The organism is Anaerovorax sp. IOR16 (assembly GCF_017168145.1).
Classification (GTDB): Bacteria; Bacillota; Clostridia; order Peptostreptococcales; family Anaerovoracaceae; genus IOR16.
On the sequence record NZ_JADQTL010000011.1, the window covers coordinates 270,132 to 283,619 of the forward strand.

The window sequence follows — 13,488 nt, forward strand, 5'->3', positions numbered from 1 at the left end:
GTATCATGACCTCACAGGTAAACCAGAAGAAAAAAACATTAGCATGGATAATATTATTCATGTTGGTGTTTAGTATATGCATGCCATTGGCAACTGTTTTTGCAGAGGAACCGACGGGTACAGAAGGGGTAGTCGAAGAAATTGTAGAAACACCAGCGGAAGAATGTGTAGAAACACCAGCGGAAGAATGTGTAGAAACACCAGCGGAAGAATGTGTAGAAACACCAGCGGAAGAATGTGTAGAAACACCAGCGGAAGAATGTGTAGAAACACCAGCGGAAGAATGTGTAGAAACACCAGCGGAAGAATGTGCAGAAACGCCAGCGGAAGAAGGTGCAGAGACAGCAGCGGAAGAAGGTGCAGAAACACCAGCGGAAGAGCCTGCTGAAACGCCAGCAGAAGAGTCTGAAGAAACGACACAGGGTGCAATTACATATTTGTTAGAGGGTGCTGAAGATCCAGTCAAAGTAACGATGGTTTTGGGTAGTGCATCAACCTATGTCCCGCAGTTGAGCAGCGCATATGAATTAATAAAAGACGCATCGTATCCTTTGGATTTGAAACTTTATAGTACAAAAGCAGTTCGAGATTATCCGGATACTGTCAAGCAAAGACTGGCAGAAACGGATGTTTTAATGCTTGAAATGGTAGCGCAAGAAACAATGGATACCCTTTTGGAAATGATTCAAAATGATTTGAAGAATACCGGAAAATGTTTTATAACGAATACGACTGCAGTATATGGACAGGATGACATCGATTATTCAAAATCGGAAGAGCTGAAAGCGTATTTTACCAATAGCGGTGTAGAAAACATGAGAAGGTTATTATTGTTACTAGGTACATGGAGTGAGAATCCATTAGAAGTAACAGAAGAGATTGCAACCATCCCTTCTCCTTTACCAAGTACAATTGGATTTATTTATCATCCGCAAGCAAAGAAACTTCCATTTAATCCGGACAAGCTGTCAGAAAAAATAATGGAGTTGGGTACAGATCAGAAAACATTAAAAATGATTTATGATTCCATTCTACAAGCAAGCAATGAAATTGGAGATGAAGCAGTAAAAGAATTTACTTTAAATTTAGGAACGGCAACCATCCAATCAACTGCAGATTTATCGGATGCAGATTTGGATGAAATCATTGCTTTGGAAAGCAATGGTACAAATGCGAATATCATTGATATAATAAAAACCTCCAAGAATAAGATACCGGACTTGGAAGGTGTATTTGAAACAATTGACGGTTATATCGGCTGGTATAAAGCCTCCGGGAAAATGAAAGAAAATGAATCTTGGGTAGGTGTAACCACGCAAAGAACTTGGTACGTAGCAGAAGATATTCAAATGCAATTGGATTTAATCGATCGGATTGAAAGCAAAAATGCAAATGTATTATTTGCAATACCACCAACTTCAAGTAAAAACCGTGACCAATTTATCCATAATCTTTTTATGAAAAATGGAAAAAGCAAAGTGGATGTTCTTATTACTGTTTTAGGTTTTAATTTTTTTAGTACTGCCGAAAAAAGTGTCAATTTATTTAAAGAATTGGGAGTGCCGGTAATAGCACCGACACAAACAAGTAGCTTGGAAGAGTGGGAAAAAGACAAATATGGAAACCAAGTTAGCTTGACAACACAAGTAGCTTTACCGGAATTGGATGGTAGAATTGAACCTATTTTTTTAGGTGGAATTAAAGAGGTAGAGGATGAGGATGGCAATCTTATTGAAAAGAGAATGCCTCTCGATTATAATACTGACCGCCTAGCTGGAAGAGCACTTGCTTGGGCAAAAATAAAGAATGCAGAAAATACAAATAAAAAAGTCGCACTTATTTATTATAATCATGATGGTGGAAAGGATGGAATTAAGGCATCATACTTAAATGTTGTTGAAAGTGCATCGAATATACTGACACGATTAAAAGACGAAGGTTATACAATTGGCAGTGATGTAGATTTAACAGCAGCAGGGTTAAAGGAAATTATTGATCAAAAGGGTAGAAATATTGGTAGTTGGGCACCTGGTTGTTTGGATACATTAGTACAAGAAGGTGCTATGAAAATATCCTTAGAAGATTATTTAAGCTGGTATCATAATTTACCGGTTCAAATGAGAGAAGAGGTAGAAAAGCAATGGGGACCGGCTCCTGGAAATATAATGGTTCATAATGGGGAAATTGTAATTCCTGGAACCCAAATGGGTAATGTGTTTTTCGGACCTCAACCAATGAGAGGATGGGGTGATGATCCAGATTCCATTGCCCATTCTGCGACATTACCTCCAACGCATCAATATTTAGCTTTTTATTTTTGGCTACAAAATGATTTTAATGCGGATGCCGTTATTCATTTAGGTACTCATGGAACATTGGAGTGGCTTCCGGGAAGAAGCATCGGACAAGGAGAGGATGATTATCCAGATCAATTAATAGGTAATATGGTTAATATTTATCCTTATATTGTAAATAATCCGGGAGAAGCGGTTCAGGCAAAAAGAAGAAGTTATGGTGTGACAATAGGTCATATGATTCCTCCTATGCTTCAAGCAGGTCTTTATGGAGATTTACAAGAACTTCAGACTTTAATGATTGATTACCGAACATTAGTAAATGATGGATTAACAGATCAGGCAAACATAAAAAAAGATCTTATTTTAAAAAAGGTAGATGAATTAGGTTATACAGAACAATATGGAGATGCTTTGAAAGTAGACTTTGATAAAGCGGTAGAAGAGTTGCATCATGAGCTTGAAGAGCTTGCAGAAGAATTAATGCCTTACGGTCTGCACACATTAGGAACACCAATGTCTGGAACCATTTTAGATCAAATGGTGGATTCCATAGTTAATTATGATCTAATAAATCGTGAAGCGGAAAAAGACAGTATTCGAATAAACCTATTGGCAGTTCCATCGGAGTTGGATGCTGTTATTGCTGCATTAAACGGTGCTTATATTGAGCCAGGTCCTGCTAGAGATCCGATTCGAGTTCCGGAGGCAATGCCAACTGGTCGTAATCTTATTCCGTTTGATCCAAGACAAGTTCCTGATCGGGCGGCATGGGAAACAGGCAAAAAAGCAGCGGATGCGTTGCTTGAAGCCTATAAAAATGAAAAAGGGGAGTATCCTGATTCTGTAGGTGTCGTACTATGGGCAATCGAGACTATGAGAACGAGAGGTGAATCCGTTGCGGTTATAATGAGACTTATCGGAGTGGAACCAGTTTATGGAAAAGGCGATAAGGTAACGGAAGTAATGGTAACACCGCTTGAAGAGCTCAAACGACCAAGAGTGGATGTTCTAGTTACTATCTCTGGTTTATTCAGAGATACATTTGGTACAACCATTGATGTTTTGGACGATGCTTTTCGACAAGTGGCAGCTCTTGATGAGATGGAAGAACAAAATAAAGTACGTAAGAATTATCTTGCATTGAAAGATAAGCTGCAAAATAGTGGTATGGAAGAATCCGAAGCGGAGACATTGGCAGCTTCAAGAATTTATGGATCTGCACCGGGAACTTATGGTACAGGTGTATCCGACTTAACAGAAACAACAAGTGCTTGGGAAAAGCAAGATGATTTAATTGATGCGTATATGAATCGAATGTCTTATATCTATGGAAAAGGTATCTTTGGGAAACAGGCTACAGAAAGCTTTATTGAGAATTTAAAGAATGTTTCCACGATCACTCAAGTAAGGGACTCTGTTTGGGGAACATTAGACAATGATGACGTTGCACAATATCTAGGTGGGTTAAAGCTTGCTGCTGAAAAATATTCAGGCAATGATTTGTTAACTTATATTATCAATACACGTGCAAATGGAGATCCAAATGTACAGACCTTAGCAGAATTTATTCGTAATGAAATGAGGTCACGAGTACTCAATCCAAAATGGATTGAAGGTATGCTGAAGGATGGTTATGCAGGTGCTGCAGAAATTGGTGATCATATTAAGAATATGTTTTTAATGGATGCAACTACAGAGGGAATTGATGATTGGTCTTGGCAGCAGGTTGCAGAGACGTATATTTTTAATGATGAGATTAGAGCACAGCTAGACCCATACATTGTACAATCAATCATTGGATGGAACATGGAAGCCGCAAGAAGAGATATGTGGGAAGCAGATAAGGCAACTCTTGAAAAACTTGCAGATACTTATGTGCAGACTATGGTACAAAATGGTGTTGTTTGCTGCCATCATACGTGCGGTAATATTGTATTAAATGAATGGGTTGCTGAGTATTCTACTTTAGATAAAGATACTTTAAAGCAGTTTGATAAAATATTGACTGAGGCAACGGATAAAGATGTTAATGTTAAGATAGAGGAATCATCTAAACCGAAGTCTAAAAATGACTCAAATGAAAAGATTGAACCTGTAAAGCCGGAAGCTCCAAAGGAAACGCCGGAGACAACAGAACCGGAATCAAATAAAACTCCGCAGGTTGAAACACAGGTGCCAAATGTCGAAAATGAAAAGGCACAGTCATTAGAATCAAATCAACCGGCGGCAGGAGAAGAACAAAAGGATAATAATCTTGTTGCAGAAAGCTCTTCCGGTGCCGGAAAGCAGCCGGAAGCAAAACCGGAAGAAGGGGAAGCGGCGCAAGAGACTGCCGTTAAGGCATATGAAATTACTGAAAAAGAAAGTGCCCAAAATGATGTAGGGAAAAAGGCAGTTGCTGCCGGAGCAATTGTAATGTCTATTACAATAGTAGGTGTGTTCCTAAAAGGTTATTTGGCGAAAAGAAGATAATTCTAATAATTAGTAATTAAGGGGTTAGATACACAATCTAACCTCTTTTATTTGAAATTAAAGTAGTATCAAATGTTACGTATTATATTCTTCCGCTAAGACGACTTCTTTAATAAAAAGATCTACGAGATTTGGATCAAATTGTTTGCTTCTATTCAATTTAAGCTCATTAATCGCATATTGTCTTGATTTGGCAATACGATAGCTTCGATCACTGGTAATTGCGTCATAAGTATCGGCAATGCTAATCATACGAGATTGTAAAGGAATTTCTTCAGCTCTTAAACCTGTTGGATATCCTTTACCATCCCATCGCTCATGGTGATATAATACGTAATCTGCTATTTCACCCATATCATTAATAGCACTTAGTATTCGATAACCAACCTCAGAATGTCGCTTCATTTCTAAGTATTCTTCTTCTGATAATATGTTTAAACTATTTAATATGTCTTCATTAATGGCTATTTTTCCGATGTCATGCAATAGTCCGGCTGTTTTTACTTCTTCGAGCTGCTGATCAGAAAAATTCAATGCATTAGCAAGACGTTTGCATAAATCAGAGACTCGTTTGGAGTGTTGCTCTTCTCTTTTGTTTTTTTCATGCAAAGCATTGAGAATGGCACCAATTGTTTTGCCTCTTACACTTGGACTGTCAAATAATTTCTTTTTATACATATAGTCTTCTGCACGGTTAAAAACTTCTTGAATGTCTTCATTCTCATTTTTTTTCACGTCCCAGCCAAAGGAAATGGATATATTTATAGAACCTATTTTTTCTTTTTTACTGATTTCTTTGATGGTGGAAATAAGATTTTCGGCATGTGAATGGGAACTTTTAGAAATAAGGATTACAAATTCATCGCCACCAATTCGTGATATAATTTCATTTGATGTACATGCTTTTTTTAATACTTCTGCTACTTGAATTAAAAGTTTATCACCCATTAGATGTCCAAAGGAATCATTGATCAATTTAAGTCCATTTACATCACCTATAATAATGTAAAGAGGAAGATTGCTTTTTATATCAAGACGTTTAAGTTCCTCTTCAAAAAATCTTCGGTTGTATAATCCTGTCATATGATCGTGATAACTTAAATATTTTATTTTTTCTATTGTTTCTGCAAGTTCTTTTGTTTTCTGATTTACTAGATGTTTTAAGATAGAACTTAAAATAAGAAGCCCTAATACAATCCATAAAAACAGCAAGAATACCCAAAGATTTTCTTTAATGTGGGTAATAAAGTCTTTTTTTTCATATACTCCAAGCCATTTATCATAAATTTCTTGGTATTCTCCGGTAGCTTTTATAATTTGCATTCCACCATTTAAGATAAGTAAGAGATTTTCATTTTCTTTTTTTACTGCCATACAGTAATCATTCGGATTTAGTATAATTCCTTGTTCTTTTATATTTTTAAAAGAATTTTTACGGACGTTATAGATACCTGGTAATTTTAAGATTCCAGCATAATCATAAGTTTTATTCTCGATAAGTGTAAGTGCTTCTGCTACGGTAGGAACTTCAATAAGTGTAATATTCATATTTTGGTTTAATAAAAATTCTGCGATGATATCTCCTTTTTGCACGACGATTTTTTTATCTCTTAAATCTTCAATTCCATTAATAACAATCTCTTTTCTAGTAAATATGTCACCATTTGTAATACTATGCTTTGCCGAAAAGCTATAAATGTTCTCTCTTTCTTCAGAGTAAAACATACCTGAGATAGCATCTATTTCTCCCTGTTCTAATGCACTTCTGGTTTTACTCCATTCATCAAGTCTGATTTCAACATCATAACCCATAGCGGCACCTGCAGCTTTAGCAAGTTCCACATTAAATCCTGTTGGTCTTCCCTTTTCATCAAGAAAACTATATGGAGGGTAATTGATGTCATCACCGACTATAATTTTCATAGAATTATCTGCAAAAGAATACTCAGGCATAAATTTAACAAAGCCCGATATAAAAACAATTATAATAATAGACAAAAGTATTAATCGAAGATTTTTATTTAATTTCATAGGCGGCTCCTATAATTTTATAATCTAAAAATTATTTTGGTGCGATTGTCTAGACATATTATAGCATAATATGTCAATTTTCAAATTGATTATTTTCAATATTTGGATTATTAAAAAGGTATACTATTTTTTTACTTATAAACATGTATAGTGGCCGCAACTTAAAGTAATGGAAAAAGAAACCAAGCCTGTAGTATACTATATAAATAAATGAAAAATGGATGATATTGAGGAGGCAATGGGTAAAGGAAATGAAACTGATTGAATCAAAAATAAAATATGTATTAGTATTGCTAGCTTTCCTTTTTATAGGAATTGGTATTTTAAGAGAAGAACATTTTATGGTATTGCAAAAGGCAGTGAAGATTTGTCTTGAATGTATTGGGGTTGGATGATGAAAATGAAAAATAGATGGAAAAGATTAATAATTCAAACGATGGCTGCAATATTATGCAATGCAAATTTTAAAGGATTTGCAGAAAGTAAAATTTATACTGGAAAGTCTAAAATGATGTGTGTGCCTGGATTAAATTGTTATTCATGCCCCGGAGCAGTTGGTTCTTGTCCGATTGGTGCTTTACAAGCAGTTTTAGGGGGAAGGGATTATAGTTTTGCTTATTATGTTGTTGGCCTACTCTTATTCTTCGGTGTTATCTTCGGAAGATTAATCTGTGGACTTTTATGTCCATTTGGATTTATACAAGATTTGTTGTTTAAAATAGGAACCCCTAAAATTAAGGTGCCGAAAAGGCTGGATAAAGCCTTGCGTTTCGTAAAATATGGGATGCTGCTAATCCCAGTATTTTTATTGCCAATTTTTTTAACCAATCAATTTGGAATGGCATCGCCTTATTTTTGCCAATGGGTTTGCCCTGTCGGAACGCTTGAGGGAGGAATTCCTTTAATCACTTATCATGAAAGTTTAAGACAAATGATAGGGTTTCTTTTTCATTGGAAAGTAAGTTTACTTGTATTAACTGTTGTTTTATCGATATTGATTTATCGGCCATTTTGCAAATACGTTTGTCCGCTGGGTGCATTTTATTCTTTGCTCAATCGATTCAGTTTTTATCAAATGCAAGTGGATAGAACAAAATGTAACAAATGCAAGGCTTGTGAGCGAGTTTGCAAGATGAACGTAGAAATCACAAAAAATATTAACTCTTTGGAATGCATTCGTTGTGGAGAGTGTAAGGATGCCTGTAATAAAGGAGCCATTTATTCCGGATTTTTACATATTAGAAAGAAAAATAGATACTAAATTCTGGGGATAAAGAAGGATTTAAAGTTTTAGTTTCGCTCCACTAAAAGGGTTAGATAGAAATATTTAACCCTTTTTTAGTATATTTGTATTCTTCTTTTAGATAGCATACTGTGTTATGCTATTTAAGAGTTATTTGTAATAATTCACTGCTTAAAAATTAGAAAGCTGGTAGAAATGATAAAACATATGTTTAGTAAAGACAAAATTTTACAATTAATTGAAATAATAAAGAGATATAAAAAAACATTAAGTATATATTGTATCGTAATCTTTCTGCTATTTGTTGGCATTATTATCGTATTTCACGATTATCAATGGTACAGTACACCCATTGTTAAAATAAGTCGCGTAGAGAATACCTTATATGATGAAGCAGAGGGTTATCATGGAGAAAAAGAGTCTTATTATGAACAGAATTTGTTTGGCATTGTAATGAATGGTGAACATAAGGGACAGAAAATAAAAATGAATAACACTTACTCATCATCTCATGTTCATGATGAAGAATATAAAGTTGGAGATGAAGTTTTTATTCAATTCAAGAACAAGGAAGCGCAAATGTTAACCGGGTTAATATTAGGACTGAAAAGGGATAAATATTTAGCGATTCTTTTCTCAGGACTGATTTTTATCGTTTTATTGGCTGCAAGAAAAAAAGGAGTCTTTGTCCTTTTTTCTCTATTAATAAATATTTTGATTTTTTGTTATGCATTAAATTTATATGGAAAAGGGGAAAATATATGGTCTCTTAGTATCATAATGGTGTTATGCTTTACCTTTTTATCGCTTTTACTTATTAGTGGTTTTAATAAGAAGACATTGGCTGCTGTTCTATCTACATTAATCTGTGTTTGGATTATGATGTTTCTTTTAAAAATAGTAATGCAGCATACCACTGGAGTGGATTATACATTTATGGAATACGTCACCAGTCCAAGTGATTTACCGGAGATCTTTTTATCTCAAATTTTACTTGGTGGTTTAGGAGCAATTATGGATGTCGCTATAACTATGGCATCTACGATAAACGAACTACTTGTGAGAGATCATGAAATTGCAATAAAAAACATGGTGAAATCTGGACGGGAATTGGGACATGACATTATGGGTACGATGATCAATGTCATGCTGTTTACTTACATTTGCGGTTCTATTCCATTAATTATTCTTAAGATGAAAAATGAAATAAATTTACGTACGATTATTTTTGTACATATGCCTTTTGAAGTGTATCGTTTTTTGGTAGGGAGCATAGGAATTCTTTTAGCTATACCGATTTCGTTACTGATTTCTTTTATTTTATTAAAAAAATGGAGGAAAACAGTATGATTAAATTATTGGTTTTAATTTTGATTTCTCTACTTATTTTAATTGGCGGGGAACGTGGATTGATTACCATCATATCTCTATGCTGGAATCTATTTATTCTTGCAGTCTCCTTTGTACTTATGTCATGGGGGTTAAATCCATTATTGACTACATTTTGTAGTTGTCTTTTAATTAGTAACGGTACTATATTTTATCAGAACGGGAAAAATGCAAAAACAATTGCATCCTTTATTTCCGTACTTATAATTATGCTTCTATTATTTTTATTTATTTATGTAGCTGCATATCATTCTCATGTTGGTGGATTGAATGAATTAATGAAAAATGATGATATGATATTTTGCCTTTCAACAAACATCAATGTTAATATGGGAAGCATTGGGGTTTCAATGATTATTATAGGTCTGATGGGAGCCATTATAGATACGGCAATTGCTGTTTCTTCCGGCGTGTATGAGGTTTATAGCAATAATAGGCATTTAACAAAGAAAGAACTAATAATATCAGGAATGAGTATTGGAGGAGATATACTGGGTACAACCGTGAATACATTATATTTTGCATATATTGGAGAGTCGTTAATGCTTTTTGTATTATTTAAAAATTTTCATTATACTATTTCTGAAGTAATAAATTCAAAGGCATTTTTTCAAGAGGTAATCTGTATTGTATTTAGTGCAATTGGTTGTGTTGCTATTATCCCAATTACTGCAATTGTTGTATCATATTTGTTGACAAATTCAGATAGATTTAAAAAGTTTTTAGATGAGGATGCATTGTTTGCAGAAAAGAAATCATGATATAATTAAAAGGTAAATAAATTGAATTGGTACATGATTTAGAATACATGTACCAATTCATTAATTTAGGGAAGAAGTATTATTTTTCGTTAAAGTCAACCCAATCTTTTGCTTCCTGGACATCGTCTTCTGATGGAATGGCTTCATTGGATTCCGGTTCTCTTTTGTAATCATCTGCAAGAGGAAATGTTTTAAATTTTTCCATTTTTTAATCTCCTTTTCCTTTTGAATGTTATGTAGTATTTCCAAATGTGGTTTAGTCATACGAATTTAAAGTTTTAAATATCGAATAAAAAGCTCTAAAAAATATTTAAAAGTTAATGGATGAGGAAGATTTTTTTAAAAAATTAAATTTATAAAAAATGAATTAAAGAAAACTGAAAAGGAAAAAGGGAGAGAGGAAATGAAATTAGAGATTATTAAAGGAGATATCACAAAACAGAAGGTAGATGCCATTGTAAATGCAGCGAATTGTTCTCTATTGGGAGGCGGTGGCGTAGATGGAGCGATTCACCGTGCTGCAGGGAAAAAGTTATTGGAAGAATGCAAAACGCTTCATGGTTGTGAAACCGGGAAGGCTAAAATTACAAAGGGCTATGATCTTCCTGCAAGTTATGTGATTCATACCCCTGGACCTATTTACAGAGGAGGACAGCGAGAAGCGGAGCTTTTGGAAAGTTGTTATCAAGCTTGCATTCGATTAGCAGAACAGTATCACTGCAAGAGCATTGCTTTCCCATCTATCAGTACTGGAGTTTATGCCTATCCGCTTGAAGAAGCTGCTAAAATTGCAGTTCAGACCATTATGAAAACAGCTGGGGAGAGTCAAATTATTGAACAGGTAATTATGGTTTGCTTTAGTGATAAGGTAAAGCAGGCTTATGAAGAGGCTATGCTTTTTTATAAGGAAATGCAAGAAGATTAAAAAATTTAAAAAAAATAGTTGAAAAACAATAGAAATTATGATATTTTATTGTACGTTGATGCTAGATTTTTTTCAAACTGGCATCTCGATTCTCTGGAGAGTCTCGTAAGGGCGCCGAAGGTGTACGGCAGATTGAAAACCACGTCTGCTTATCTCTCAGGCAAAAGGACAGAGCGAATTAGTCAATAAAACTATTCTATCTAATGTCTTTTCTCTGGAAAGTCGAACAATTTTGTTTCGGCTTTTTTTTTGTTGTTTTGCATTCAATGAATGCAGAAATTATCTAGTAAGAGAGGAATGATAACATGTTTGAACAAATGAATGAAGCCATTAAGTGGTTTGATGGCATTGTATGGGGAGTACCGCTTATTGTATTAATCTTAGCGGTAGGTATCTATTTAACAATTCGGTTAGGTCTTTTGCAGATTGTTCATCTGCCTAAAGCTCTCAAATTTATGGTGAAAAATGAAGAAGGTGGAGCTGGGGAAGTAACCAGTTTTGGTGCATTGTGTACCGCCTTATCGGCTACCATTGGTACCGGAAACATCGTCGGAGTTGCAACGGCTTTGGTAGAAGGTGGACCAGGAGCCCTTCTCTGGATGTGGCTGGCAGCTTTTTTTGGTATGGCAACAAAGTATTCTGAAGGGTTGCTTGCCATCAAATACCGAAAAATTGATCGGGATGGGCATGTTTCAGGAGGTCCGTTTTATTACATTGAAAATGGAATGGGTATGAAGTGGAGATGGTTGGCAAAAATGTTTGCTTTTTTTGGAGCAGGTGTTGGATTACTTGGAATTGGTACCTTTACACAAGTAAATGGGATTGCGTCAGCTGTCAATAATTTCTTTGACCCTAATAATGATTGGACAATGGTTCTACTTGGTCGGGAGTATTCTTGGACGGTACTGATTGCAGGTGTAATATTAACACTTTGCGTTGGTTTGGTTGTTATTGGAGGAATAAAAAGGATTGCAAGTGTTTCTCAAGTAATTGTACCTTTTATGGCAGTCATTTATGTTATCGTTTGCATTATGATATTAACCTTTAACTATAAGGCAATTCCTGCAGCTTTTGCAGAAATAATTGATGGAGCTTTTGGATTAAAAGCAATGACCGGAGGTGCAATGGGGGCAATGATTGTTGCAATGCAAAAAGGTATTGCACGAGGTATTTTCTCGAATGAAGCAGGACTTGGAAGCGCGCCAATTGCGGCCGCAGCAGCTCAGACTAAGAATCCGGTAAGACAGGGGTTGGTATCTATGACAGGTACATTTATTGATACCATTATCGTATGTACAATGACAGGTCTTTGTATTGTGGTAACTGGTGCTTGGGATATTGGATTAAAAGGCGTTTCGGTTACGACAAAAGCATTTCAGACTGGACTTCCATTTAATCCTCAGGTTGCTTCTTTCTTATTAATGGCATGTCTTGTTTTCTTTGCCTTTACGACGATTTTAGGTTGGAATTATTATGGCGAACGTTGCTTAGAGTATCTATCGGACGGAAGCAAAAAAATGGTGATGTCATATCGTTGGCTTTACATATTGGCAATTTTTATAGGTCCGTTTATGACAATTGAAGCGGTGTGGAATATAGCTGATATTTTCAATGGTTTGATGGCATTTCCAAATCTAATTGCAATTATTGCACTTAGCGGTGTTGTGGTCAGTGAAACGAAAAAATATATGAAGGAATTATAAAAATCCTAAAAATTTACTATATTAAATGCGGCAGTAAGGGTATAAGCTCTGTATATTACCCAACTGCCGTATTTTGTTTTTTTAAAATAATTATTTTATATGGTATTGACAAAAACTAAGTATAAGGATAAAATAGTAAATCAGTTTATAATAAACCGGTTTACTATTTTGCTTTGTTTGCAGAATAATGGATAATGATAAAAATGAAAACGGAGGTTAATATGGAACTTTGGAGAAGAGCGTTAGAACTTGATTGGAAGATGCATGGTCTTCGCATGAAGTGGGGATATAAAATGATGAAAAGCGAAGGGCTTCATCCCAAACAGCCTTGTATATTGACTACAATTCAGAGATTAGGCAGTTGCAGCCAGCGCGAATTGGCAAAAAAAATGCATTGCAGTCCGGCATCCATAGGTGTTTCTATAAAACGTTTAGAAAAGGCAGGCTTTGTAAAGAAGGAAGCCAATGAACTGGATTCTAGATCGAGTCGGGTACAATTAACAGAAAAGGGAGAAATTACAGCTGCGAAAAGCATGGATATGATTGAAACACTCACAAAGGAAATGCTTCGAGATTTCACAACGGAAGAATTAGAACTGTATAATCATTTTTTAGAGAAAATATGTAAGAACTTAGAGAAAAATCAAGAGGATTTTTTGAAATAATA

10 protein-coding genes and 1 riboswitch are annotated in these 13,488 nt (G+C 35.0%); of the genes, 8 read left to right on the top strand and 2 right to left on the bottom strand.

The genetic code is table 11. From position 1 onward, the window contains the following. Positions 1-5 precede the first annotated feature (5 nt). Positions 6-4,769, top strand: a complete 4,764-nt coding sequence (locus I2490_RS15140; protein WP_206460600.1) for a cobaltochelatase subunit CobN — start codon at positions 6-8, stop codon at positions 4,767-4,769. Between the two features lie 75 nt (positions 4,770-4,844). On the opposite strand, the gene I2490_RS15145 is transcribed toward I2490_RS15140, so the two are convergent. Further along, positions 4,845-6,800, bottom strand: coding sequence for an HD domain-containing phosphohydrolase (locus tag I2490_RS15145; RefSeq protein WP_206460601.1), 1,956 nt, complete (start codon positions 6,798-6,800; stop codon positions 4,845-4,847). Between the two features lie 251 nt (positions 6,801-7,051). On the opposite strand from I2490_RS15145, the gene I2490_RS15150 reads away from it, so the two are divergent. The 4 genes from I2490_RS15150 (at position 7,052) to I2490_RS15165 (ending at position 10,193) form a co-directional block, all read left to right on the top strand. Continuing rightward, the gene (locus tag I2490_RS15150; RefSeq protein ID WP_206460602.1) at positions 7,052-7,195 is read left to right on the top strand and encodes a CD1871A family CXXC motif-containing protein; all 144 of its coding nucleotides are present in this window, start codon (positions 7,052-7,054) and stop codon (positions 7,193-7,195) included. Further along, positions 7,192-8,061, top strand: a complete 870-nt coding sequence (locus I2490_RS15155; protein WP_442859746.1) for a 4Fe-4S binding protein — start codon at positions 7,192-7,194, stop codon at positions 8,059-8,061. Before I2490_RS15150 ends, I2490_RS15155 begins: the two co-directional genes overlap by 4 nt. A gap of 177 nt (positions 8,062-8,238) precedes the next feature. Further along, on the top strand, positions 8,239-9,393 hold the full coding sequence (locus tag I2490_RS15160; RefSeq protein WP_206460604.1) for a YibE/F family protein: 1,155 nt from the start codon (positions 8,239-8,241) through the stop codon (positions 9,391-9,393). Then, positions 9,390-10,193, top strand: coding sequence for a YibE/F family protein (locus I2490_RS15165; protein WP_206460605.1), 804 nt, complete (start codon positions 9,390-9,392; stop codon positions 10,191-10,193). The genes I2490_RS15160 and I2490_RS15165 overlap by 4 nt, the downstream gene beginning before the upstream one ends. Positions 10,194-10,272: 79 nt before the next feature. Here the strand turns inward: I2490_RS15165 and I2490_RS15170 are convergent, their stop codons facing one another. Then, the gene (locus I2490_RS15170; RefSeq protein WP_206460606.1) at positions 10,273-10,398 is read right to left on the bottom strand and encodes a CDIF630_02480 family spore surface protein; all 126 of its coding nucleotides are present in this window, start codon (positions 10,396-10,398) and stop codon (positions 10,273-10,275) included. A gap of 198 nt (positions 10,399-10,596) precedes the next feature. Here I2490_RS15170 and I2490_RS15175 point away from each other — a divergent pair, with 198 nt between their 5' ends. From I2490_RS15175 to I2490_RS15185, 3 genes are all read left to right on the top strand, one after another. Then, positions 10,597-11,118: an O-acetyl-ADP-ribose deacetylase gene (locus tag I2490_RS15175; protein ID WP_206460607.1), complete on the top strand. Its 522-nt coding sequence runs from the start codon at positions 10,597-10,599 to the stop codon at positions 11,116-11,118. An 83-nt stretch (positions 11,119-11,201) separates the two neighbouring features. Further along, positions 11,202-11,300, top strand: a riboswitch (glycine riboswitch). A gap of 123 nt (positions 11,301-11,423) precedes the next feature. Continuing rightward, a complete protein-coding gene (locus I2490_RS15180; RefSeq protein ID WP_206460608.1) occupies positions 11,424-12,821 on the top strand; it encodes an alanine/glycine:cation symporter family protein in 1,398 nt (465 codons plus the stop codon). 221 nt (positions 12,822-13,042) lie between these two features. Continuing rightward, complete coding sequence (locus tag I2490_RS15185) at positions 13,043-13,486, top strand: MarR family winged helix-turn-helix transcriptional regulator (protein ID WP_206460609.1); 444 nt, start codon at positions 13,043-13,045, stop codon at positions 13,484-13,486. Positions 13,487-13,488 lie beyond the last annotated feature (2 nt).

What these genes read in the sequence shown, in the direction of transcription:
- I2490_RS15140 (WP_206460600.1), top strand. Translation starts at nt 6, where the DNA reads ATGACCTCACAGGTAAACCAGAAGAAAAAAACATTAGCATGGATAATA.
- I2490_RS15145 (WP_206460601.1), bottom strand. Translation starts at nt 6,800, where the DNA reads ATGAAATTAAATAAAAATCTTCGATTAATACTTTTGTCTATTATTATA.
- I2490_RS15150 (WP_206460602.1), top strand. Translation starts at nt 7,052, where the DNA reads ATGAAACTGATTGAATCAAAAATAAAATATGTATTAGTATTGCTAGCT.
- I2490_RS15155 (WP_442859746.1), top strand. Translation starts at nt 7,192, where the DNA reads ATGATGAAAATGAAAAATAGATGGAAAAGATTAATAATTCAAACGATG.
- I2490_RS15160 (WP_206460604.1), top strand. Translation starts at nt 8,239, where the DNA reads ATGATAAAACATATGTTTAGTAAAGACAAAATTTTACAATTAATTGAA.
- I2490_RS15165 (WP_206460605.1), top strand. Translation starts at nt 9,390, where the DNA reads ATGATTAAATTATTGGTTTTAATTTTGATTTCTCTACTTATTTTAATT.
- I2490_RS15170 (WP_206460606.1), bottom strand. Translation starts at nt 10,398, where the DNA reads ATGGAAAAATTTAAAACATTTCCTCTTGCAGATGATTACAAAAGAGAA.
- I2490_RS15175 (WP_206460607.1), top strand. Translation starts at nt 10,597, where the DNA reads ATGAAATTAGAGATTATTAAAGGAGATATCACAAAACAGAAGGTAGAT.
- I2490_RS15180 (WP_206460608.1), top strand. Translation starts at nt 11,424, where the DNA reads ATGTTTGAACAAATGAATGAAGCCATTAAGTGGTTTGATGGCATTGTA.
- I2490_RS15185 (WP_206460609.1), top strand. Translation starts at nt 13,043, where the DNA reads ATGGAACTTTGGAGAAGAGCGTTAGAACTTGATTGGAAGATGCATGGT.